Origin of the sequence: Olsenella uli, from assembly GCF_901212655.1 — a bacterium.
In the GTDB taxonomy this organism is placed as follows: Bacteria; Actinomycetota; Coriobacteriia; order Coriobacteriales; family Atopobiaceae; genus Parolsenella; species Parolsenella uli_A.
Genome location: NZ_CAAKON010000009.1, coordinates 35,959 through 58,790 on the forward strand (window position 1 = coordinate 35,959; position 22,832 = coordinate 58,790).

General features: G+C 68.2%; 16 protein-coding genes, 1 pseudogene and 1 riboswitch. Of the genes and pseudogenes, 1 reads left to right on the plus strand and 16 read right to left on the minus strand.

Translation table 11 applies throughout. From position 1 onward, the window contains the following. Positions 1–354: 354 nt before the first annotated feature. The 14 genes and pseudogenes from EFAMC2_RS01915 to EFAMC2_RS01980 all read right to left on the minus strand — a co-directional run bounded on the left by EFAMC2_RS01915 (position 355) and on the right by EFAMC2_RS01980 (position 18,764). Positions 355–3,552, minus strand: a complete 3,198-nt coding sequence (locus tag EFAMC2_RS01915; protein ID WP_154026459.1) for an ABC transporter permease — start codon at positions 3,550–3,552, stop codon at positions 355–357. A gap of 125 nt (positions 3,553–3,677) precedes the next feature. Next, positions 3,678–4,352 (minus strand): annotated as a pseudogene (locus tag EFAMC2_RS01920) (ABC transporter ATP-binding protein); the annotation flags it as partial. 340 nt (positions 4,353–4,692) lie between these two features. Continuing rightward, entirely contained in the window at positions 4,693–5,772 is a 1,080-nt protein-coding gene (locus EFAMC2_RS01925; RefSeq protein WP_154026463.1) for a sensor histidine kinase, read from the minus strand. Between the two features lie 159 nt (positions 5,773–5,931). Continuing rightward, positions 5,932–6,777, minus strand: coding sequence for a response regulator transcription factor (locus tag EFAMC2_RS01930; protein WP_261979979.1), 846 nt, complete (start codon positions 6,775–6,777; stop codon positions 5,932–5,934). 26 nt (positions 6,778–6,803) lie between these two features. Continuing rightward, entirely contained in the window at positions 6,804–7,715 is a 912-nt protein-coding gene (locus tag EFAMC2_RS01935) for a peptidoglycan-binding domain-containing protein (protein ID WP_154026465.1), read from the minus strand. Between the two features lie 210 nt (positions 7,716–7,925). After that, positions 7,926–8,963, minus strand: coding sequence for a polyprenyl synthetase family protein (locus EFAMC2_RS01940; protein ID WP_154026467.1), 1,038 nt, complete (start codon positions 8,961–8,963; stop codon positions 7,926–7,928). 83 nt (positions 8,964–9,046) lie between these two features. After that, positions 9,047–10,102 (minus strand): UDP-glucose 4-epimerase GalE, encoded by a 1,056-nt coding sequence (gene galE / locus EFAMC2_RS01945; RefSeq protein WP_154026469.1) that lies wholly within the window; start codon positions 10,100–10,102, stop codon positions 9,047–9,049. Between the two features lie 148 nt (positions 10,103–10,250). After that, on the minus strand, positions 10,251–11,501 hold the full coding sequence (locus tag EFAMC2_RS01950) for a coiled-coil domain-containing protein (protein ID WP_154026472.1): 1,251 nt from the start codon (positions 11,499–11,501) through the stop codon (positions 10,251–10,253). Between the two features lie 384 nt (positions 11,502–11,885). Beyond that, positions 11,886–12,683 (minus strand): energy-coupling factor transporter transmembrane component T family protein, encoded by a 798-nt coding sequence (locus EFAMC2_RS01955; RefSeq protein ID WP_154026474.1) that lies wholly within the window; start codon positions 12,681–12,683, stop codon positions 11,886–11,888. Beyond that, positions 12,677–14,566, minus strand: coding sequence for an ABC transporter ATP-binding protein (locus tag EFAMC2_RS01960; protein ID WP_261979980.1), 1,890 nt, complete (start codon positions 14,564–14,566; stop codon positions 12,677–12,679). The genes EFAMC2_RS01955 and EFAMC2_RS01960 overlap by 7 nt, the downstream gene beginning before the upstream one ends. Before the next feature lies 1 nt (position 14,567). Then, positions 14,568–15,143: an ECF transporter S component gene (locus EFAMC2_RS01965; RefSeq protein WP_154026475.1), complete on the minus strand. Its 576-nt coding sequence runs from the start codon at positions 15,141–15,143 to the stop codon at positions 14,568–14,570. Between the two features lie 7 nt (positions 15,144–15,150). Beyond that, a riboswitch (FMN riboswitch) is annotated at positions 15,151–15,307 on the minus strand. 256 nt (positions 15,308–15,563) lie between these two features. Next, positions 15,564–16,688: a hypothetical protein gene (locus EFAMC2_RS01970; RefSeq protein ID WP_154026477.1), complete on the minus strand. Its 1,125-nt coding sequence runs from the start codon at positions 16,686–16,688 to the stop codon at positions 15,564–15,566. 2 nt (positions 16,689–16,690) lie between these two features. Then, positions 16,691–17,470 (minus strand): ABC transporter ATP-binding protein, encoded by a 780-nt coding sequence (locus tag EFAMC2_RS01975; protein ID WP_187325093.1) that lies wholly within the window; start codon positions 17,468–17,470, stop codon positions 16,691–16,693. After that, entirely contained in the window at positions 17,454–18,764 is a 1,311-nt protein-coding gene (locus EFAMC2_RS01980) for a hypothetical protein (RefSeq protein ID WP_154026481.1), read from the minus strand. Before EFAMC2_RS01980 ends, EFAMC2_RS01975 begins: the two co-directional genes overlap by 17 nt. Before the next feature lie 487 nt (positions 18,765–19,251). Here EFAMC2_RS01980 and murB point away from each other — a divergent pair, with 487 nt between their 5' ends. Continuing rightward, on the plus strand, positions 19,252–20,172 hold the full coding sequence (murB, locus tag EFAMC2_RS01985; protein ID WP_154026483.1) for a UDP-N-acetylmuramate dehydrogenase: 921 nt from the start codon (positions 19,252–19,254) through the stop codon (positions 20,170–20,172). A 5-nt stretch (positions 20,173–20,177) separates the two neighbouring features. Here murB and EFAMC2_RS01990 read toward each other — a convergent pair whose 3' ends face one another. Together EFAMC2_RS01990 and EFAMC2_RS01995 are read right to left on the minus strand one after the other, a co-directional pair. After that, complete coding sequence (locus EFAMC2_RS01990; protein WP_154026485.1) at positions 20,178–21,200, minus strand: serine hydrolase; 1,023 nt, start codon at positions 21,198–21,200, stop codon at positions 20,178–20,180. Between the two features lie 214 nt (positions 21,201–21,414). Beyond that, the gene (locus tag EFAMC2_RS01995) at positions 21,415–22,779 is read right to left on the minus strand and encodes a PFL family protein (RefSeq protein ID WP_154026487.1); all 1,365 of its coding nucleotides are present in this window, start codon (positions 22,777–22,779) and stop codon (positions 21,415–21,417) included. Positions 22,780–22,832 lie beyond the last annotated feature (53 nt).

The window sequence follows — 22,832 nt, forward strand, 5'->3', positions numbered from 1 at the left end:
GTCGGTGGTGCAATTGCCCTGGTCGGCGGTGCCCGTAGGCACCAAGCTACCCGAATGGAGGCTTGAAGGACCCCTGGCCTGGGCGCTGTTCCGCCGAAGGCCCCTCCCACTCCGCCAGCGAGTCCGCGCGCGCCGTCTTGCGCGCGACCGGCGGACGAGCTTGGGAGAGGGGGTTGGGCAAGACGGGGCCGAGGGTGGCGTGTCCCCGCTCGCCGCGAGCCAAATTCGCTGCCGGCGTGGCTCGCGCGTGGCCGACGGGCCGGCTGGGGCGGAGGGTGGCCAGCCCCGGTCGCGAGATGAGTCAAATAGGAGGGCAACGTGACTCATCGAAAGCGCGGCCTGCGAGGCACTCCCCTACAGGGCGTCCTGGCGGAGGGTCTCCACGAGGTTCTGGGCGCGGGTGCGGCGCAGGGCGTAGGCCACGGAGAGCGCTAGCACCACGAGCGTGCCCGCCGCGGCGATGCCGATGTAGCCCCACGGCACCGCAAAGCCGAGGTCGATGAACGAGTCCTGCATGGCCCGCCACATTGCCCAGGAAACGAGCATCGCGAGCGCAAGGCCTATGGCGAGGCCGCGCCAGGCATAGCTCGCGCACTCGTAGGCGATCATGCGGCCAAAGGCTCGCTCGCCCATGCCCACGCTCCTGAGCACCGCAAACTCGCGCGTGCGCAGGATGATCGAGTTCGTGAGCGTGTTGAAGACGTTGGCCAGCGCGATGAGCATCGTGATGACGCTGAACAGGGCCACGAAGAGTTGGACGAGCTGCGTGGTGTCGATGTTTGCCTGGCGGTCTGCGGCGATGTTGTAGACGGTGCCGCTGATGGCGCCCGCGTCTCCCGCGCTCTCCGCTTTGAGGAGCGCATCCGTGCGCTTCTCGGTAGCGTCGGGGTCATCGGACGCGAGGAACGCCTGGCCATGGGCCACGCTCACGGTGCCGCCCGTTCCCGCCTCAGTGTCGGCGAGGGCGCTCATGGGCATGACCACGGCGGGGAAGGAGCCCACGGCACCGCTCGAGAGCAGCACGTTCGGGGCGTGGTCGGCGAGTGCGGAAACCTCGATGTCCTGGCTGGCTGCGCAGGCCTGCTCGGCCGGAACGTCGCGCAGGTCATAGGCGCCGCCCTCGTCCCGGGCAAGGTCGTAGCCGTCCTCGGCGATTCTGCCCCAGCGCGCCACGGGCTTGCCGTCCGCATCCTCGTAGATGCCTAGGTAGCTGTAGCCGGTGAGGTCGCCCGTGCCGGTTGGGGCGTATGGGGCGTAGGCCTTGAGCGTGCCGGCCTGCGTGTAGGGCACGAGGTCGAGGTAGCGCTGGCCGTTGTCGCTCTTGTACAGGTTGAGGCCGATGGCGCGAGGATGGGCGGGGTCCGTGAACTGGCTTGCATCGAGCCCAAGCTCGGCCACATAGGCAGCCCACGAGGCATCGTCGAGGTAGTAGACGTTGACCATCCCCGTGTAGTCGCCGTTCGCGGCGTAGGGGGAGAGCACGTTGTCGGCAGCTCCCGGGCCACTCGCGCCGTAGCGCGAGCTGCCGGCCTCGGTCGTCCATTCGAGGTCGAATCCGGCGACCTCCTTCATGGTTGCGATGGCATTCGCGTCAAGCATGGACGCAGGCACGATTGCCCGGGCGGAGCCGGAGAGGTACGAGCCCCTGCTTGAGGTGCCATTGGGTGCGGAGGCGTCGGCCACGAGCCTCTGGAAGCGATCGGCGAACGTGGGGGACGAGCTTAAGGCCTCGCTGTCGCTGGAGCCGTTCGCCCCCGTCGCCTCGCCACCTGCTGCCTCTGCGCCCCGCCCACCGCGTGCCGCCGAGTCGTCGACGGACGCGCTGAGCGAGACGTCCGCCTCGAGGGCACGCTCTGTCGTGGAGCCGCTGAGCCCTGCCACGGGCCGCATGTACGTGTCGAGCACGCCACAGGTCACCACGAGGGCCACCGACACGGCAAGCGACGCCACCACGATGCGGCCGCGCGAGCTCGAGCGCGTGAGGTTGCGGTGCGCCACGAGGCCGGGGACGCCAAAGGCGAGCTGGGCAAGGTGGCTGCCGAGGCCCGCGCCGCGGCGCCTGCACAGGCGTGCGAGCCTACCCTCGCGCACGGAGCTCGTCTGGCGGATGGCGTCGACGGCGCTCACGCGTCCGGCGCGTGCGGCGGGGATCCAGGCGGATACGAGCAGCGTCACGAGCGAGAGGGCGCAGGCAAGGGCCACGGCGCGCGGGTCCACCAAAAGGTCCAGGGTGCCCTCGGTGCCGAGCAGGGCCGCAAAGCCCCGCTGCGTCACCCGGAGCGTGGCGGCCGTGCCCGCGATGCCGGCGAACACGCCCATCGGGATGCCCACGACACCCAGCGCGAGAGCCTCGGCAACAACGGTGTGCCTGAGCTGCCGCTTGCTCGCGCCGACGCCGGAGAGCAGGCCAAACTGGCGCATGCGCTCGGTTACCGAGATGGCGAAGCTCGTGTAGATGAGCGAGACGGAGGCCACCATCACCACGACGGTGAGGATGGTCGCGAGCTGCCAGAGGGTGTTCCAGATGGCGCGCTCGTCGGTGAGGCCCTGGTAGCGCAGAAGGCCGTTGTGGAGCACGTAGCCGCCGGTCTCCACGCCGCTGGCGGCGAGGGTGTTGCCCCCAAGGCCAGACTTGGCATAGTCCACGCCCGTGGAGAAGAGCAGGGCCGACCACTCGTCCAGCTCACGGTAGCTCTTGAAGTCCGTGGCGAGGTAGGGGGCGGCAAAGCCGTCGTTTGCAAGGTCATTGCCGGCGGCATCGCCGTTCGCGGTATCCTCGCTCATTGGGCCGACAAGCGCCACAGGCCCGGCTGCCGAGCTGTCGAGCGCGCCCGAATAGGCCCAGTGGTTCATGATGAAGCCGATGAAGCCCACAACGGTAAAGGTGCGGCTGCGCATGTTCTCGAGCTTCTCGCTGCCGTCCTCGTAGCCGTTCTCCTCGCTTGCGTAGGCGTCGATGGCCGAGAGCCTCGTGCGGGTGCCGTCGCCAGCCGTGTGGACGCGGTCGCCCAGCTCGAGGGTCACGCTCGAGCCAATGGCGAGCGGCCCCGTGCCCGATATGCCCGCGCCGTCGGGCGTGACGCCCTCGAGGACGCGCGGCAACACGATCTCGCTCGGGTTTTGCGGCATGCGTCCGCTTGTGACCGCGGAGACCTGCGCGAGCCCCACGTCCTCGGTGGCCTCCGTGCCCCAGGCGCTGCCGGTGCCCTTCAGCATGGACGGGAGCGACTTCACCGTGATAAGCGCGCCGGTCTTGGTCGCAACCTGGTCCGAGGGCTTTGCGCTGCCGAGCTCCCGCGCTGCCGCAAGCTCTGTGACGTGGCTGTTCGCGCGGAGCTCGGAGAGCTTGTGGTCACTCACGCGAGGGCTTGCGACCTGCCAGGTGCCGTCGTACTGCACTTCGCGCTGCAGGAGCCCTCCGCCGATGGAGGTGACGCTCGTGAAGATGGCCGTGATGAGCGCGCACGAGAGCGCGATGCCGATGACGGTGGCGATGGTGCGCGCCCGGTTGCGGGCAAGCGAGCGCAGCGTGAAGCGGGTGAGGATGCCCATGGCTAGACCTCGATCCCACGGGCCCTGAGCTGCGCCCCAAGCTCGGTACCTGCGCGCGGGCCGTCTGGCGTGCGCTCGTGCCCGACGGGCGCCGATGCCGCCACGGTGGCGAAGCGCGTGCCGCCGCGGCGCTCGTCGCTCTGGATGCGGCCGTCCTCGATGGCGATGACGCGGTCTGCCATGAGGGCGACGTCCTCGTCGTGCGTGATGACCACGAGCGTCTGCCCCAGCTGCCGGTTGCTGGCGCGCAAGAGGCCCATGATCTCGGCGGAGTTCTTGGAGTCGAGGTTGCCGGTGGGCTCGTCTGCCAGCACGATGGCCGGCGCGTTCATGAGGGCGCGGCCGATGGCCACGCGCTGCTGCTGGCCGCCGGAGAGCTGGTTGGGGAGGTGATGCTCGCGCCCGCTCAGGCCCAGGGACCCCACGAGCATGTCGAGGCGCTTCTGGTTGACCCTGCGGCCGTCGAGCAGCACCGGCAGCGTCATGTTCTCCACCACGTCCAGCACGGGGATGAGGTTGAAGAACTGGTAGACGAGGCCCACCTCGCGACGTCGGAAGACCGCGAGCTGCTCGTTGCCCCGGGCGTAGATGTCCTCGCCGCCCAGGCGCACGGTGCCCTCGGTGGGGCGGTCAACGCCGCCGAGTAGGTGCATGAGCGTGGACTTGCCCGAGCCCGAGGACCCGATGATGGCCACGAACTCGCCGGTATCGAGCGAGAGCGAGACGTCGTCGAGCGCGCGCACGGCCTGCTCGCCCGTGCCGTAGACCTTGGTGAGGTGCTCTGCGGTGAGGATGCTCATGGGGCTCCTTTTGGTTGCGCCCCGCCGCCGCGGCGGGGCGGGGGATTGGTCCCTTGTGCCGACATCCATGGTGACGCCTCGGCCTTGCTCCAGCCTGACCGCTTCGTGACGGTTCTGTCACGCGGGCGAGTGCGCCCTCGCGCGTGGCTGCTTTGACGGGCGGCGTCGGTGCGCACCTTGGCGCAGGTTTGCGCCCTGTGCTTGTCTTCGGCGGTGTGCCCCGGCGCCCCTGGTACCGTTGCCCCGTGCGCCGCCTGTCGAGGCCTCGCCCCCTCGGCCCCTGGCATCAGGGGCCCCAGATGCGGGCATGGGTTGGCCGAGATCCTCGCTCCCTTGCCTCCTACACCACGGCCTTGAAGAAGGTGATGTCGAAGCGCGCGCCGGTGATGTTGCCGTTCGCGTCGATGACGTTACCTGCGGTGATGCGACCATCCTGAGCCGTGATGAGGCTCTGTGCCAGCGAGAGGCCGATGCCCACGCCGCCGGGGCTCACGTCCGACGGGTCCGAGGCGCCGCCGCGGTAGAAGCGCTCGAACACGTGGGGGAGGTCTGCCTCGGCGATGCCGGGACCCGTGTCGGTGACGGTGATGCGGCAGGCCAGGGCGTCCTCGCTGGTCTCGACGCGCACGACGCCGCCCTCGGGCGTGTGTTCCAGGCAGTTCTTGAGTACGTTCTCGAGCGCCTCGCGCATCCAGGCCGCGTCACCCGTGAAGCTTGTCCCGGACTGCGATGCCTTCTCGAGGCGCACACCCGCCAGCTCGAGGTGGATGGCCAGGGGCTCCGCTGCCTCGTCCACCAGGGCGACGACGTCGACCGGCGCGCTCTGCAGGTGCACGGCGCCCGCGTCGATGCGAGCGAGCTTGAGCAGGGCCTCCACGAGCCACTGGACCTGCGTGAGCAGACGCTCGCTCGTGCGTAGGTGCTCGAGCGCCTCGGCAAGAGCGGGGGAGCCTTCGCAGCAGGCCGCCTCGAATGAGGCCGCCTGCTTGGCCACCAACTCCTTGCGAGCGAGCGCCAGTGTGAGCCCAAGCGAGGTGAGCGGGGTCCTGAGCTGGTGCGATATGTCTGCGAGCGAGTCTGCGAGGGATGCCTTCTCGCGCGCAAGCTCCTCGGCGGTGAGCGTGAGGCGGGTCAGGGCCTTGTCCACCTCGCTTGCAAGGATGGCCAGCTCGCCCTCGTTCATGTCTGCAAGGCTGACGGTGCGGCCTGCATGCAGGGCCTCGTCCACCCGCTCCGCCATGCGGGCGAGCGCGCGCTGGCGCCTGAGCGTGAGCGCGAGGAAGGCACCCATGACGATGCCGCCGCAGAGCAGGATCGCCACGGCTCCCCATGCGTCGCCCAGTGCGAGGAAGACGCAGCTGCCCGCAAGCACGACAGCCGCGGAGACGGCGACCGTCCACCTGAGCTCTCGGTCCCTCATCAGCACGGCGCTCCCCCCCTCTCATGAGTCAGTCTGCCGTCTACTTTGACTCATCGAGTGCTGGTTTTGGACGAGGCTCCATCTCCTGGTTCCGGCCCACGCTTTCCTATCTTTGCGCCGCCCGGCCACGGCTTGCATTTTGCCTATCCTCTCCGGCGTTCAGTCGCAGACCTTGTAGCCCAGGCCGCGTACGGTGGTGATGAGTTTGGGGTGTGCCGGGTCGTCCTCGATCTTGTCACGCAGCCGCTTGATGTAGACCGAGAGCGTGTTCTCCTCGATGTAAGCGCCGGCATCCTCCCAGAGGGCATCGCGCACCATGTCGCGCGTCACGAGCTTGCCGTGGTTGCCGACAAGTAGCAGGAGCAGCTTGTACTCGAGCGCGGAGAGCGCGAGCTCCCGGCCGTTTCGCGTGACACGGGCGCGGGCGGGGTCGATTTCGAGCGGCCCAAGCCTGATGGAGCGCCGCTCGGGTTGGGAACGGCGCAGGACCACCGCGATGCGTGCCAGGAGCTCGCGCGGGCGAAAGGGCTTGGCCACGTAGTCGTCCGCGCCCATGGTGAGGCCGGTGACCGTGTTGAACTCGTCACCCGAGGCGGTGAGGAAGATGACGGGCGTCTTGGGGCTTGCCTGCTTTATGGCGTTGCAGACGGCAAACCCGTTGCCCTGGGCAAGGGTGACGTCGAGCAGCACGAGGTCGTAGGGACAGAGGTTGCCGCCAGAGCGGCGAGCGTGGACCTGCGGGCAACTGACGGAGGCTGCCGGATTCGCTGCGGCGGGCCTAGGGTTGCTGCCATGGGCGCTCGATGTGGGGGAGGCCGTATTGTCACGCGTGCTTGGGCCGCGGGAAGGCGTGTTGCCGCATGTCCTGGCGATGGCCTCGTCCTGCGTGGCGCAGGAATCCACCTCGAAGCCCTCGCCCTCGAGTAGCTCCGAGAGCGTGGACGTGATGATGGGGTCGTCCTCTACCAATAGAATGCGCATGAATGCAGGTCCGTTCGTAATCATGCGGACGCTCGCTGTGTGGAGCGCCTCTACTCCTCCAGTGCGGCGCAGAGGGCGTCGAGCAGGGCCACGGCCAGCATCTGCGCGTCGTTCGTGGTGAACGTACCGTCGTAGGTGGGGTCGTTCGGCAGCTCGACGCGCACCACGGGCGGCTTCCTGCGCGAGCTCTCGATGGCCGTGCGCAGGCGAAGCGCGAGATCGTCACCCTCACCCATGGAAACGTTGACGACGTTGGAGACCGCCGGTCGCGGCGTGGTGGCCAGCACGAAGACCGCGAGGTCGCCGTCCTCGGCGCCGTCGACGGAGTCCACGAGGCGCAGGCCCGTCTTCTCCGAGGTGGCCGTGGCGATGTTCCAAAGGCGACCGGCCACGTTGCGGGAGATGGGGTCCTCTGCGGTGATGGCGAGCTGGGCCTCCTCCAGCACGAGCGCGGCTCGGGCAAAGCCCATGGGGCCCTGCGGGTGCGGGCCGGCAGCGGGCTTGCCGGCCCAGACGTGGCGCAGGCGCTCGAGGGCATCGAAGGTGTCGGAGAACGCGATGCCGTCGGCCAGCATGCCCACGTTCTCCTGGAACAGCTTCACCGCGGCCTCGGTGTGCACGCCGTAGTATCCGTCCTCCTCGCCGCAGGAGAAGCCCAGCACGTTGAGGGCCTTCTGCAGACAGCGCACGTCGTTGCCGTGGAAGTTGGGGAGGCGCAGGTAGAGCGTTCGGTCTCCCATTTGGTAGCACTCGTCCACCAGCACGGACCAGCATGCGGTGTCCACCTCGGTGGAGACGGGCAGGCCGTGCTCCACGCGGAAGCGGGCGACGGCGTTGGAGGTCGAGGAGCCAAAGCTGCTGCTCGTGCGCTCTGCCTCGTCAATCTCGTAGCCGAGCGACGCCAGACGCTCCTGAACGTCCTCGACGACCGCTCCCGTCATGCCCTCGCGAATCGAATCCATTGGTAGCACCAATCTCGTTAGTTGCTGAACACCGTAGTAGTATGCCCTACCTCGCGCGCTGCGTGCGCCGAAAGGACGGGAGCCACAGGCTTGGCGGACTCCGAGCCGGCCCTGGACCTCTTCCCGTGTCTGGGGGCGGGCCCTTTTCGCGACCGGTGAGATAGACCCCGTGCTATCTGCTACGTGCGCCGAAAGGACGGCGGCGCGTCCTTAGTGGTCCCTCTGCACGAAGAAGTCCGCCATCGAGAGCAGGAGGTCGCGCGCCTCGGGCGTGATGAGGCCGCATGTGCAGAGGGCGGCAGCCTGCTCCTTGGCCGCGTCGGCCTCGGCGTGCGCGAGCTTTTGGCAATGCGCGATGCCGCCGCCGTCCTCGAGCAGTCCCACGGCACGCGCGAGCTCGGTCTCGCTCGTGGTGCCGCTCTCGAGCAGGCGCACGAGCTCGGAGCGCCCCTCCTCGCCCAGGTTTGCGAGGGCCCATACCACGGCCAGCGTGCGCTTGCCCTCGGTGATGTCGCTTCTGAAGTCCTTGCCCTGTGCAGCGGCGTTGCCCACGAGGTTCAGCAGGTCGTCCTGAATCTGGAAGGCGATGCCGGCATGACGCCCCAGCTCGATGAGCCCGCGCGCCGCGTCTGGTCCGGCGCCGCCTGCGAGCGCGCCGATGTAGAGCGGCGAGGCCACCGTGTACCAGGCCGTCTTGCTCGTGACCATGTAGAGGTAGTCGGCAGCCGTGACGTCCCAGCGGCCGTCGCGCGCCCAGCCCAGGTCCAACGCCTGGCCCTCGAGGGTGTGGCGCTCCATGCGCACGAGCTCGGAGAGCACGGCCAGGCGCTGGCTCTCGCTCAGCCGCTCGTCTGCGAGCACCACCTCGAAGACCTGCGTGAGCGCCAGGTCTCCCATGTTGGTGGCCACGCCCACGCCCTCCTTGAGGTAGAGGCAGGGCTCTCCGCGGCGCAGCTCGCTCTCGTCGGCGATGTCGTCGTGGATGAGCGCGGCGCTCTGGAAGAGCTCGATGGCCACGCCGGCCGAGAGCGCGTCCTCGGCGGTGCCGCCCACGGCCTCGGCGCCCAGCAGCGCCAGCACGGGGCGCACGCGCTTGCCGCCGCCCTCGGTGAAGCGGGCGAGTGGGGCGTAGAGGTAGCGATCGAGGTCGGCGCCCGGGGTGCCGTCCGTGAGCGGGGAGGCGGCCGCGCGGGCGAGCGCGGCGTCTACCAGGGGGAGCTTCTCGCGCAGGTAGGCTGTGAACGACATGAAAGACCTTTCGACGCACGTGGTTCGTCGCACATGGGACGCCCCCTCACCGTTGCCGGTGCGGGGGCGCCAGGGATCTCGATTTACCCCTCGAACCCGTTGGGGTTGTGGCTCTGCCATCTCCAGGAGTCGCGGCACATGTCGGCGATGTCAAACTGCGCCTTCCAGCCCATCATGCGCTCGGCCTTGGTGGCGTCGCCGTAGACGGTGGCCACGTCGCCGGCGCGGCGCGGGCAGATCTTGTACGGCAGCTCGTGGCCGCAGGCCTTGGAGAAGGCGGCGACGACCTCGAGCACGCTCGTGCCCTTGCCGGTGCCCAGGTTGAAGACCTCCACGCCCGTCTTGCCGTTCATCCAGGCAAGCGCGCTCACGTGGCCACGGGCGAGGTCAACGACGTGGATGTAGTCGCGCACGCCGGTGCCGTCCGGGGTGGGGTAGTCGTCGCCAAAGACCTGCACGGCCTCGCGCTTGCCCACGGCAACCTGTGCCACGTAGGGCACGAGGTTGTTGGGGATGCCCTTGGGGTCCTCGCCGATGAGGCCGCTCTCGTGCGCGCCGATGGGGTTGAAGTAGCGAAGCAGCACGACGTTCCAATCCGGGTCGGACGTGTGGAGGTCCGTGAGGATCTGCTCGATCATCCACTTGGTCCAGCCGTAGGGGTTGGTGCAGGCCTTCTTGGGGCTCTCCTCGGTCACGGGCACGGCGTCCGGGTCGCCGTAGACGGTGGCGGAGCTGGAGAAGATGATGGACTTGCAGCCGTGCGCGCGCATGACGTCAACGAGCGCCAGCGTGTTCTCGAGGTTGTTGTGGTAGTACTCGATGGGCTTCTGCACGGACTCGCCCACGGCCTTGAAGCCGGCGAAGTGGATGACGCGGTCCACGGGGTGCTCGTCGAAGATGCGGTTCATGGCATCGCGGTCGAGCACGTTGTCCTCGTAGAAGGTGAGGCGCTCGGCGGCTTTGTCGCCTACGATCTGCTTGATGCGGTCCAGGCACACGGCGCTGGAGTTGGAAAGGTCGTCTACCACGACGACCTCGTAGCCGGCCTGGAGCAGCTCGATGACGGTGTGGCTGCCGATGAACCCGGCGCCGCCGGTGACGAGGACGCAGGTGTCCTGGGGCGTGATCGCTTCGCTCATGCAATTCCTTTCATGGCGCCGCCGGCCGGCGGCTGGATGGCACGCGTGGGCGGGCCCGCCTTGAGGAGGACCCGCCCGCTTGCATCAAAGTATATCGCTCGAGTATGGGGAAGCGGGCCGCTGCGATGCCGGCTCCATATGCGAGCCGCTACGCCGCCCAGCCCCAGCGCGGCGTCACGATGTTGCCGTAGGAGCTGATCCAGCTGTCGAGCCCAATGGTGCGGATGTAGCCGATGTTGTCCATCACCGTGCCGTTGCCGATGTAGATGCCCACGTGCCCGTAGGTGCGCCCCGCGCTGGAGCCGCCGGCGTAGGTGGAGACGGCGATGATCATGCCCGGCTGCAGGTCTCCCTTGTTGGAGCTCGTGCAGAAGTTCCAGTACATGTTGTTGGCATTGCCGCCCGGGTATCCCAGGCCGGCCGCGCTGTAGACGCGGCTCACCCACATGGCGCAGAGACCTGCGCCCGGCGAGCCCACGCGCTTGCAGGCGGACACGATGGCGGCGCCCTTCTCGGACGCGCTGGCGCCGGAGAGCGTGCCGGTGACGCCGGCACCTCCGCCACCCGAGCTGCCGGAGCTGCCCTGAGCCGCGGCGGCCGCGCGGGCGGCGGCCTCGGCCTCCTTCTGGCGCTTCTCCTCCTCGGCGGCCGCGAGAATCTCGGCGTCGCGCTTGGCGATGAGGTCCTTCACGTCCTGCGAGAGGCCGTCCACCAGGTCGGACGCCTCCTGCTGCTTGGCCTCGACGGCCGCGAGCTGCTGCATCTGGTCGTTCTTGAGGGTCTCCAGCTCGGACTTCTGGTCCTCGAGGTCGCTCTTTGCCTGCTCGAGGTCTACCTTGGCCTGCTCGAGCTGGGCCTTGGCGTCCTTGACGTCATTGATGAGCTGTTCGTCGCTCGCGTTGATCTTGCCGAGGTAGGTGAGGTTGCTCGTGAGCTCGTCAAAGCTCGAGGAGTTCAGCAGCACGGACAGCAGACTTGAGTTGCCCGTCTTGTAGCTCTGGGAGATGCGGCCGCTCAGCTGGTTCTGCTTGTCGTCAAGCTCGGACTGCTTGCTGTCAATCTCCTTCTGCTTGCCGTCGATCTTGGACTGGGTGTCGTCAATCTGGCCCTGGACCTGCTCAATCTGGCTCACGGTGTCGTTGAGCTGCTGGTTGAGCGCAACGTACTGGTCCGAGATGCCGTTGAGCTTTGCCTGGGCGTCCTCGTACTGCTGCTGGGCGGCGGCGAGGGCGTCCTGCGTCTCCTGGGAGGCCTGGGGCTCGGCGAGCGAGCGAAGGGGGTTGCCGAGTGCGACGGCGCCCACAACGGTGAGGCCCAGCATGGCCTTGAGGGCCGTGCGGCGCGTCACGAGCGGGCAGTGTGAGGAATCGCGCCTGCCCAGGGCATCCGTGATGCCCATGCGGGAGGCGCCTGAGGGGGCTGCGGGCAAGTCGCCCGCGGAATGGTGAGCGGTATCGTCCCCGTGGGGACGGAGAGTTCTTCGCGACATGTTGGCTCCAATTAAAGTACGTCTGCCTGTCGGCGGCTCTGCGTTTGGACAGGATACCGCAAGAAACCTGACCTCAGGATTAATCCACGGGCGGGTGCGGCTGGCGCACGTGAGAGCGGGTACGGGGCATTGCGAAGGGCGTCGTGGCCGAACCGTGTGGCGAGTGCGCGGGCGACGGCTTGCGCGGGCGCGGCTGCCGCGGCCGTCCGCGCTGGCCGTGGCGCTACGATGGCCGCTCGCGCAGGATGCCCTGCAACACGCGCAGCACCTCGATGGCCGCTCGCGCAGGATGCCCTACAACACGCGCAGTACCACGATGCCGGCGAGCCAGGCGGCGCAGAGCGCGCAGAAGGCGAGGTCGCACGTCTGCACGTGCTGTTCGTGGTAGCGGGTGCGGGCGTCGCCGCCCTCGTAGCAGCGGGCGTCGAGCGCGCGCGAGAGGTTCTGCGCGTGGCGCATGGCCCCGGCAAACACCGGCACCAGCACGGCGCCGAGGGCGCGCAGGCGCGAGAGCGCCCCGCCCTCCTCAAAGCTGCCGCCGCGCGCGGCCTGCGCGTCCATGACGGATTGCACCTCGTCGGACAAGATGGGCACGAAGCGCAGCGCCAGCGACATGACCATCGCAATCTCGTGCGTGGGTACGTCGAGGCGGCCGAGCGGGGAGAGCAGCGACTCGAAGGCGTCCGTGAGCGCGGTGGGCGTGGTGGTGAGCAGCAGCATCGCGCCAAAGCCCACCATGATGACGAGGCGGATGCCGTAGAGCGCGGCAGACCAGGCGCCCACCTCGGTCACGACGAGGGGGCCGAGGGCGGCCAGCGTAGCCCCTCCCTGCATGGCAAAGAGGTTGAAGAGGGCCACCACCAGCGCAAACGGCACGATGGGCATCATCGAGCGCCCCACGGTGCGCGCTGGGAGGCGCGAGGCGGCCACAAGAGCCACGAGCGCTGCGAGGGTGAGCAGCAGCTGGGTGGGCGTGGTGACGGTGCACGAGGCCACCATGACCACCACGAGCGCCACGGACTTGATGCGGGCGTCGAGCTTGTGGACCACGGAGGCTCCGGGCTGGTAGCTGCCGATGGGCGAGGCTAGCATGCGGGCACCTCCTCGCGAACGTCCGGGTTGCCTTCGGGTGTGCCGGCGCTGGGAGCCACGGCGAGGCTCGTGGTCACAGCGCGTCGAAGCGCGCCTACAAGCTCGGGTGTCGTGAGCGGGCTTCCGGCAACGGCAATCTCGCGCGCGCGGAGCTCGCAGGCGAGCGCGAGCGGCGCCGGGATGCCGAGGCCAAGCTCGCGCAGGCGCCCTTCCTGGGCAAAGACCTCGCGTGGGGTGCCCTCCAGCGCCACGCGCCCGGTGTCGAGCACCAGCATGCGGTCTGCGAGGGTGGCCACGTCCTCCATCGAGTGCGAGACCATGAGGATGGCCACGCCACGGGCATGCAGCGCGCGTATCACGTTGCGCAGGCGCTCGGCGCCGCGCGGGTCCAGGCCCGCCACGGGCTCGTCGAGAACGAGCACCTTGGGCTCCATGGCGAGCACGCCGGCGAGCGCGGCGAGGCGCTGCTGGCCGCCCGAGAGGTCGAAGGGCGAGGCGTCCACCTTGCCCGCAAGGCCGAGGAACGCGAGCTGCTCGCGCACGCGACGCTCCACCTCGGCGGGCTTGAGGCCGAGGTTTCGGGGCCCGTACGCGACGTCCTCGAAGACCGTGTCGGCAAAGAGCTGTCGCTCGGGGTGCTGCATGACGTAGCCTACGAGGCCGCGAAGCTGGCGGCGCCGGCGACGGTCCGTGGTACGGATGCCGCAGACCTCGATGGCACCCGAGTCCGGCGTGGCAAGCGCGCAGACGAGACGGGCGAGGGTGGACTTGCCGGAGCCCGTCTGGCCGGTGAGGGCCACGAGCTCGCCGGGACCAACCTCGAGCGAGACGCCGTCGAGCGCGGGGACAGAGCCGTAGCGGAACCTCACATCGCTCACGCGGAGGGCGGGTGCGACGGGCTGGCTCGCGGGTTGCGAGTGCGCGGCCGCAGGGGCGGAGGTGCCGGCGGGGTGCGTCTCGGCAGCGGGCCGGGTCTGTTCCTGGGAGGCGAGTTCGGGAGATGAGGCCGCCTGGCCCGCGCCCTCGTGCTCGAGCAGCTCGTGCGCGAGCTCGTCTGCGGACGTGTGGGGAGAAAGCCCCAACTCAAGCGCCACATGCGTGGCGAGCGGCACGTCGAGGCCCAGATCGCGGAGCTTGGTTGCGTGGGCGAACACCTCGTGGGGCGCGCCCTCAAGCACGATGTGGCCGTGGGCGAGGACCACCACGCGGTCCGCGGCCAAGGCCTCGTCCATGAAGTGCGTGATGTGCACGAGCGTGGTGCCGGCAGCCTGCAGCTTGTCGAGTACGCGCATGATGCCCCGGCGCCCGCGAACGTCCAGCATGGCACCGGGCTCGTCCAGCACGAGCAGGTCTGGGTGCATGGCGAGCGCTCCGGCTATGGCCACACGCTGCTGCTGGCCGCCGGAGAGGCGGGGGGGGTCTGCCTGCGCGTAGGCGCCCATGGCCACGCGGGCAAGCTCCTCGTCTACCCGGCGGACGATCTCTGCGTGCGGGACGCCGAGGTTCTCTGGGCCAAAGGCCACGTCGTCGGCCACGATGCTCGTGACAATCTGGTCCTCGGGGTTCTGGAACACGAGCCCCGTGTGGTGGCGGGCGTGGCGGTAGGCCTCGGCATTCGGCGCGGTACCGTCAAATGCGACGCGCCCGGCGAGCTCCACCGTGCCCTCGTCCGGAGCCTCCAAGCCGCAAATCACCTGGGCCAGCGTGGACTTGCCCGAGCCGTTGGGACCCAGCACGCAGAGTCGCTCGCCATCCATGACCTCGAGCGATATGCCATCCAGTGCCCAGGTGGCGCCCTCGCTGTACGAGAGACGGACCCCCTCAAGCCGAACGCGTGGCTTGAGGGGGTCCGTCTGGCACGGCGCGTTGATGCTGCGGATCACGCTACTCCCCAACGAGCTTGGAAACCGGCTTGTACACCAGCTGCGTCACGACGCAGTTGAGCACGATCTTGAGCAGGTTGAACGGCAGGAGGATCGGCACGATCATCTGGATGACCTGCTCGGTGGTGACGCCGGAGTAGAGCGGGGTCACGATGATGTTGCCCACGATGGCCACCACGAGCGTCGCCACGGCGCCGAGCAGCATGCCCAGCGTGGCGCCCTTGCGCGTGCGCGCCTTGGCGTAGACGAGCGCGGTGGGAACGGTGAGGGCCAGGGCGCAGAGGATGCCCATGAGGCCGCCGAACGGGTTCATGAAGAGGTGCGGCAGCCAGGAGAGCACGCTCACGAGCGCGCCGGTGCCGGGGCCAAAGGCCAGGCCGGCGACGAGGTCGACCACGCCGGACGGATCGTACTTGAGGTAGGGGGCCGGCGGGAACACCGGCAGCTCCACGAAGCTCGCCACGAGGGAGAGCGCCACGAACAGAGCGCAGATGGCGATGCGGCTCGTGGACCAGCCGCCGGCGGTGGTGCCGGTGGTGGAGTGGGAGGCTGGACGTGCAGTGGGAGATGTGGCCATGATGGGCCCTCCGTTTCTTCCATCCGGACTCAGGCGCGTCTGCGCTCATTACCGTTGGCCCCGGATTCGCACCGGGTCAGCCGCGTATTCGCGGGTCGCGGGCTTCGGGCGCCGCAGCGTCCGTTACCGCCAGTGGGGAATCTCACCCCGCCCTGAAACTGACGATGCACAGCCTAGGCGCGTCTCTTTGTCGCGTCAAGGGCGAATTGCTGCCAGTTCACTGGTGTCTACATTGGCCCGTCGCATCCGGCCGACTCTGTGAGAGCCAACGACGCCGGCGAGAGGGCATTGGCCCGTCGTGGCGGCCCCGCGTTGCGTGAATGCCGTCCGTTTCGCCCTCGATGGCCATTCGGCCGTCTTGCAGAGGCGAAAAACGGATGCCGGGTTCTTGACTTTTGACCAAGGGTTGCCGACTACTCCTCAGAGGCAGCCGCGGACATGCCTGCGCGCCCTCACGAACGACGCAAGGTATGCCAGGAGGCTCACCGAAAGCAGTCCCATGACTTCCGTCGGCGTGGTCGGGGCGTTTGCGAGCCAGCTTGCATCCCCCGGGTAGGCGGCCGTGCCGCTTGAGCTCATGACGCCGAGGAACCCGATTGCGCCAGAGGCCGTGCTACCGGGTGCTCCGGATGCCAAGCATGCGCAGACGAGCGTGCCGCCCACGGCAGCCGTTGGAGCCCAGGGGTTGCGGCCCAGGGAGGCGGCGGAGGAGAGCAAGCTCATGACAAGCGACGAGAGGGCCAGCCTCGCGAGGTTGGAGGCTATCGAGGCGCCGACGTTGGAGACGCATGGCGCGGCGTCGGAGGTCATCACGACGGGATAGTCGAGGCTTCCGAGCCCATTGCGTGCGGCGACGGCCGCGGCGAGGCCCCAGCCCAGCACGGTGACGAGCATGCCCGCAACCCAGGCTATCGAGCTATCAATCACTCGTGCCGTCCGCGCTTCCATCGGGGCCTGTGCGAGCAGTCTGCCGCTTGAGCGGTCGAAGCCGAGCACGCAGGCAATGACGAGCGTCGGAACGGTCCACAGGGCCCCGGGTAGGAGAGACGGCACTGCGGCGAGGCGGAACGTCGCCGGCTGCTCAGCGGTGCTCGCGTAGACGTCCCATCCGCCGTCATGGAGCGCGCGGGTGAGGGCGAGCTCGGCCCGGACGTCCGCCTCGGACCCTACGCCGCCCGCGCCGAATGCGCAGAGCCCGGACTCGCCCACGCGAATGGCGACCTCGGCGGCATGCGCGGCATCGGCCGTGAACGAGTGCCAGTCTCCCGTGAGGTCCGGTCGCACCTGCTCGAGCGCCACGAGCGCCACGTCGTACTCAAGCAGCAGATTCGCTTGCTCACTGGTTTGGGGGCTAATCACGCCGCTCTTAACCGCGTCATCAAAAAGGGCACGGCGCCGGTGGTAGAGCTCGGGGCAGAAGCCCGTGGTGCCTGGCAGGAGGCTCGAGCCCACGCATATGACGGCAACCAGTACGAGCATGCCCAGCACGACGCGGCTTCTGAGCAGCAGGCCTAGCCGCGTTCTCAGGTAGGCGCCGGCGCCCATGGCTAGGGCCTCCTGAAGCGCTTGCCGCGTTGCGGCGTGGCGAGGCCGTTTCGGGTGTCCGTTGGCGCCTGGATGCCGTGGCCCGCGCCATCGCGGGAGCCGTTCTCGCCGTAGAGCTCGTTGTAGAGCGCGAGCGAGCTCGCCCCTCCGCTCGGCACCTCCACGAGTCTGCCGTCGCGCACGAACAGGACGCTGTCGCAGACGCGGTCCACGTTGTCGAGAATGTGCGAGCTCATGATGATGCCCGTGCCGTGCGCCGCCACTTTGCGCACGAGCCTCGAGTTGAGCTGCACGTTGGTGGGGTCAAGCGCGTTCATGGGCTCGTCGAGCAGGAGGTAGGCCGTATGCGCCATGTAGGCGATGGCGAGCGTGAGCTGCTGCTTCATGCCCTGGGAGAGCTTGCGAACCGGTCGTGACAGCCAGCCGTCGATGCCGCAGCGCCGGGCGACGTCGTCCACGGAGTAGGGAGAGCCCCAAAGCCGCTTCGTGCTCTCCAGGTGAAAGCGCGCCGAGGCGTCCGGGTAGAGCAGAGTGCCCTCGCCGGGAGCGTAGAAGACGGCGCGACGGAAGGCGCGCTCGTCCCTGGGTGACACACCGTCTACCTGCAGCTTGCCCGAGCAACCGCGCATATGCGCGCCGGCGAGGAGACGCAGCAATGTCGTCTTTCCCCAGCCGTTGGGGGCGACGAGACCTTTAACCTGGCCGGCGTCGAGAGTAAGCTCGGCGTCGCTGAGCAGGACCCTTCCGCCGCGACGCGCCGTGATGTCAGTTGCGCGGAGCATGGGTTCCACCTCCGGTTGCTGGGGCGTGGGCAGGGCCATGGCTTTGCGAGGCGCTCGTGGCGGCGCGTGTGGCAGGCCGGCGGAACGTGGCTGGCTGCGGGCTCTCGGTCCTCGCGCTTCGAACGAGATGCACGCTCGGCCTGCGAAGGGCGTGTGCGGCCAAGGCGAGTGCGAGCAGGGCGGCCGCCGTGCCGCCGAGCATGAGCGCCGCCCGCGTCAGGTCCACGCCTCGGATGATCGTCTCGACGGCACCAGAGCTCGTATCTATGTAGAGGAGCTCCCGTGAGAGGTCATCCGTCTCAAGGGGCGTGCCAGCGACGCGGCGCAGGTTGAGATAGGTCTGGGGAAGCCATTGGAGTGCGGCGTTACCTGAGCGGGCACAGAGGTCGTAGATGGGCATGAGGGGGACCGCGCAGAACAGCGCTGCTGTTACTGCTCCGAGCGCGGCGCTGCCGGAGGCCTTCGCCACGAGCTCAACCAACGCCGAGACAACAAGCGCCATGAGCGCGAGTATGGCGAGCTGGGAGGCAATGACGGAGCCCACGCACGTCTCGATGATGGTCCCGTCCCGCATGAGCGTGACTGGATGGGCGAGCGAGCCGGCTCCGTTGCGAATGCCCGTCACGAGCGCCGCCGGCGCGCAGGCCACGGCCACGAAGCCGAGCAGCGACACCACGACAGAGGACGAGGAGGCAAACAGCTTGACGGCGGGGCCGCCTGGTGCCTGCGCAAAAAGCCTTTGCCTGGTGCGAAGCCGAGCGACGCGCCAAGCTATCACCGTTGCCGGGACGCACCACAGCAGGCAGGCGTTGCTGAAGAGCAGGCTCTGTGGTGTGAGGAGGCTGAGCGGCAGGTTGTAGAACCCTTCGGATAGGTAGCCGGCGGGCTGGAAGGGGATCGCCCCTGCGAGGTAGATGAGCGCAGGACACTCTCCGGGGAGGTCCCACCAAAGCTTGCCGTTGGGGTCGCGCGCTGCCCCAAACTCCGCAAGGCGGCGATAGCGCCGCGCGGAGAAGCGAGCTGCCAACTCGTTGTCGTGGCCGTTGGAACCTCGGGTCAGCGTTCCGTCTTCGAGAAACGCCCCTTTCAGCTCGTAGTAGGTGGCGAGGATTTCGTAGCGCTCCGATTCGGTCTCGCTAGCGCCAAGCCCGTCGGTAGCCTGAGAAAGCTCCTGCCATGCGCGAGTCTCCGCCGCGGTCTGCGTCCCCGAAACGTTCTCCGCTGCTTGCCTGGCGTTCAGCAGTTCGCCGCTCTCGAATGCTGTGACGGGGTCGGCATACGAAGCCGCTTCCACGACGCCTTCGCTTGGGGGCACTGCCGCCGGTACGAGCATCAGTGCTGCAAAGACCACCAAAAGCACCAACAGGATTATGCTGCGGAGGGTGTATTCAAGGCTAGCTTGCGAACGGAAGGTCATTGGGATGTCCTTTCGCTTGCCGGCGGGTTTTAAACAATCGTGTGGGTGACAAGGGTGGGCGCGGAAAAGGCGGGCAAAGGTATTGGGGAGGCAGCAGATAAAAGTATTGTTGAATTAGTATAGTAGTAAGAAATACTATAAGACCCAATAAGTAATATGCTGAAAGGTATATAAGTGAACATGAGCGGCTTCTTATGTTGACTGCATAGCGTGTGGCCTCTGGCTACATGTTGCTAACGTCTTGAAACGAGTAGGTTTTTGGTGACCTATTTGACCGTGACTCAACTGTAACTATGCTAATTAGTCCTGCTAGCTAACGTGTATCTAGGGCCGTGCGTCCAGAATGAGCGATTTGAGATTGTATATGGATATCAATTGCAAGAATCTTATCGACAACCTCGTCGCCCTCGTTGGCGCCGAGCACGTGCGCCTGAGCGAGCCGATGGGCGAGCACACCACGTTCAAGGTCGGCGGCCCCGCGGACGTCTTCGTCGAGCCGCAGACCACGGCACAGCTCATCTGCGTGCTGCGCGCCTGCCGCGAGGCAGGGACTCCGTACTTCCTGCTGGGTCTGGGCTCAGACCTGCTCGTGGGAGACAAGGGCTTTCGTGGCGTCATGGTCGCCTGTCCCGCCGGCCTCGACGGCATCGAGGTCTCCGGTTCCCGTATCACCTGCCAGCCGGGTGCGGCCATCGCCGAGGTCTCGCGCGTGGCGGCAGACCATGGCCTCACGGGCCTCGAGTTTGCCTGCGGCATCCCGGGCAGCGTGGGCGGCGCCGTCTTCATGAACGCCGGCGCCTACGACGGCTGTATCGCAGACGTCCTCGCCAGCGCAACGGTGCTCGGGCCGGACGGTGATGTCTTCGACCTGCCGGTATCCGACCTGGAGCTGGGATATCGCACGAGCCGCGTGCGCACGCAGGGCCTCGTGGTGCTCTCGGCCACGTTTGCGCTGCATGCGGGTGACGAGGCGGAGATTCGCGCCAAGATGGCCGACCTCACGGAGCGCCGCGAGTCCAAGCAGCCGCTCGAGCTGCCGAGCGCGGGCTCCACGTTCAAGCGGCCCGAGGGCCACTTTGCCGGCAAGCTCATCACTGACGCCGGGCTCAAGGGCTACCAGGTGGGCGGCGCGGCCGTCTCCACCAAGCACGCCGGATTCGTGGTGAACCTGGGCGGCGCCACCGCGGCAGACGTCCGCGCCGTCATCTCCCACGTGCAGGACGAGGTTGAGCGCCAGTTTGGCGTGGCACTTGAGCCCGAGGTGCGCTTCGTGGGGGAGTTCTAGGGCGGCTAGGCAACGAGCGAGGCTCGCAGGGTGATGAGGGGACTCACGATGGTCTCCATCGTGGTGAAGTCCTCGGGCATCGTGGTCATGACCACGATGAGGAAGTCGCCGTCGTCGGTGCGCACGGCACCGGCGTCCACGGTGGTGCCGTAGCCGCTCTCCTCGTCCGGGTACCAGCCGGCTTTGGACCACGTGGTGCCAAGCGAGCCCGCCGTGACGCGAATGGCCGAGGTCTCGGGCTTCTCGAACTCGCTCGCAAGCCACTCTGCGCCGGCGCTGCCGCCGGAGAGGTACTCGTAGCAGCCCTTCCAGAGGGCAAGCATCTGATTGGGCGTGAAGAACTCGTACTTGTTGTCTGCGATGCTCGCGCCGCTCTGGATCCGGGCGGCGGCGTCCACCGCGTCGGTGGCGCCGTGGCTGGGCAGGCTGGCCGCGCCGGTGGCCTCAACCAGCTTGGCAAACGGCGTGTTGCCGTAGGCATCGCGGAGGCTGGAGTAGGCCGCGTTGTCCGAGTACTCGAGGATGGCCGAGATGCGCGAGGCATCGCTCTTCACGGCGTCTCCCAGCTCGTACTCAACCACGCTCGTGACGTACGGGCCCTTGATGGAGCTCGCGGAGTAGAACGCCGCGTCTGCGTTGTAGGTCACCGTGGCGCCCGTGTCGAGGTCGAGCAGGGCATAGCCCACCTCGTAGCCCTCGTCCTCGATGGCCCTTGTGGCCTCGATGAGCTCGCCCATGACGCTGCGGGACGGCTTTTGCGCATCACTGACCTGCGGCCAGTCTGGGTTGCTTGGGACAAGCTCGCTGGGAAACAGCAGCGAGGGCGCAAAGCTCGCCTCTGCGGCCGCGTCAAAGAGCTCCGTGTTCTCGATGCCGCCGGTGCCCGCATAGGTGGTGTGCGCACCGGCGGCGGGCGTCATGCGCCCATGGATGCCAAGGGCGAGGACCGCGGCTGCGGCCACGCCGGCGATGGGCACGATGGGGATGCGACGCTGGGGCTTGGAGGTCGCGCGGCATCTGTCGGACATGGTGGTTCCGTTCTGGCGGCGGGGCCCGCCGGGTTGGGTGGCGCGGCGGGCCCGAGTCGTTCTTGCGGGTGGCATGGCAGCGGCGCAGGCATGCCCGAGGCGCTGGCGTGCCGGTCTTGCCGCCTGGGGCGGGATGCGCGGGATGCGCAGGACGCCCCAGGCGCGAGAAGCATGGAACACGCGGGTCGCCCCGGTACGCCTGCGTCCCTCTCGGCTAGTTCTTGAGCGAGTTGAGCGGCGCGGGGAAGCGTCCGCCTCGGTGGGCGAGCACGGTGCCCGCGTTGGGGTTCACGCGCATGACCGGGGCTCGGCCAAAGAGGCCGCCAAACTCCACGGACTCGCCCTCGCTCTTGCCGATGGCCGGGATGAGGCGCACCGCGGTGGTCTTGTTGTTGATGACGCCGATGGCCATCTCGTCGGCGATGATGCCGGCGATGGCCTCCACGGGCGTGTCGCCCGGCACGGCGATCATGTCCAGGCCCACCGAGCACACGCAGGTCATGGCCTCGAGCTTCTCGAGCGAGAGAGCGCCCGCCTCGGCCGCCTCGATCATGCCGGCGTCCTCGGAGACGGGGATGAATGCGCCCGAGAGGCCGCCCACGCTGGAGCTCGCCATGACGCCGCCCTTCTTGACGGCGTCGTTGAGCATGGCCAGCGCGCAGGTGGTGCCGGGGCCACCGCACTGGCCCACGCCGATGATCTCGAGGATGCGTGCCACGGAGTCGCCGATGGCGGGGGTGGGGGCCAGCGACAGGTCCACGATGCCCTTTTCCACGCCCAGGCGTCGTGCGGCCTCGCGGCTCATGAGCTCGCCGGCGCGCGTGATCTTGAAGGCCGTCTGCTTGATGCGCTCGGCCACCTCCATCATGGACGCCGTCTCGGGCAGCTCCTCCAGGGCCGCGGCCATGACGCCGGGGCCCGAGACGCCCACGTTGATGACGGCATCGGCCTCGCCGGAGCCGTGCGTGGCGCCCGCCATGAAGGGCGAGTCCTCCACCATGTTGGAGAAGACCACGAACTTGGAGGCGCCGATGGAGTCGTGGTCGGCCGTGAGCCTGGCGCAGTCCAGCACGGTCTGGGCAACCATGAGCACGGCGTCCATGTTGATGCCGGCACGCAGGCTGGCGACGTTCACGCTGGAGCACACGCGGTCCGTGGTGGCGAGGGCCTCCGGGATGCAGGCGATGAGGCGACGGTCCGCGTCGCCGATGCCCTTGTGCACGAGGGCGGAATAGCCGCCAAGGTAGTCAATGCCAAGCGTGGCGGCCGCTCGGTCGAGGGCGTGGGCGAGTGGCACGAGGTCTGTGTCCGGGCAGGCGGCGGCGATCTGCGCGATGGGCGTCACGGAGACGCGCTTGTTGACGATGGGGATGCCGTACTCGCGCTCCAGGTTCTCGGCCACGGGCACGAGGCGCTCGGCCGTTCGGGTGATGCGCTCGTAGACCTTGTCGCACATGCGGCTCAGGTCCTCGTCGGCACAGCCCATGAGCGAGATGCCCATCGTGACGGTGCGTATGTCGAGGTGCTGTTCGGTGACCATGTTGAGGGTCTCGACGACCTCTTCTGCGGTGATAGCCACGGATGTCCCTCCCGAGCGTGTTCGCTCTGCTAGGAATCGGTAATGCTCCTATT

Excerpts from the sequence above, each read along its gene's own strand:
- EFAMC2_RS01915 (WP_154026459.1), bottom strand. The coding sequence starts at position 3,552 with ATGGGCATCCTCACCCGCTTCACGCTGCGCTCGCTTGCCCGCAACCGG.
- EFAMC2_RS01925 (WP_154026463.1), bottom strand. The coding sequence starts at position 5,772 with ATGAGGGACCGAGAGCTCAGGTGGACGGTCGCCGTCTCCGCGGCTGTC.
- EFAMC2_RS01930 (WP_261979979.1), bottom strand. The coding sequence starts at position 6,777 with ATGATTACGAACGGACCTGCATTCATGCGCATTCTATTGGTAGAGGAC.
- EFAMC2_RS01935 (WP_154026465.1), bottom strand. The coding sequence starts at position 7,715 with ATGGATTCGATTCGCGAGGGCATGACGGGAGCGGTCGTCGAGGACGTT.
- EFAMC2_RS01940 (WP_154026467.1), bottom strand. The coding sequence starts at position 8,963 with ATGTCGTTCACAGCCTACCTGCGCGAGAAGCTCCCCCTGGTAGACGCC.
- galE (WP_154026469.1), bottom strand. The coding sequence starts at position 10,102 with ATGAGCGAAGCGATCACGCCCCAGGACACCTGCGTCCTCGTCACCGGC.
- EFAMC2_RS01950 (WP_154026472.1), bottom strand. The coding sequence starts at position 11,501 with ATGGGCATCACGGATGCCCTGGGCAGGCGCGATTCCTCACACTGCCCG.
- EFAMC2_RS01955 (WP_154026474.1), bottom strand. The coding sequence starts at position 12,683 with ATGCTAGCCTCGCCCATCGGCAGCTACCAGCCCGGAGCCTCCGTGGTC.
- EFAMC2_RS01965 (WP_154026475.1), bottom strand. The coding sequence starts at position 15,143 with ATGGCCACATCTCCCACTGCACGTCCAGCCTCCCACTCCACCACCGGC.
- EFAMC2_RS01970 (WP_154026477.1), bottom strand. The coding sequence starts at position 16,688 with ATGGGCGCCGGCGCCTACCTGAGAACGCGGCTAGGCCTGCTGCTCAGA.
- EFAMC2_RS01975 (WP_187325093.1), bottom strand. The coding sequence starts at position 17,470 with ATGCTCCGCGCAACTGACATCACGGCGCGTCGCGGCGGAAGGGTCCTG.
- murB (WP_154026483.1), top strand. The coding sequence starts at position 19,252 with ATGGATATCAATTGCAAGAATCTTATCGACAACCTCGTCGCCCTCGTT.
- EFAMC2_RS01990 (WP_154026485.1), bottom strand. The coding sequence starts at position 21,200 with ATGTCCGACAGATGCCGCGCGACCTCCAAGCCCCAGCGTCGCATCCCC.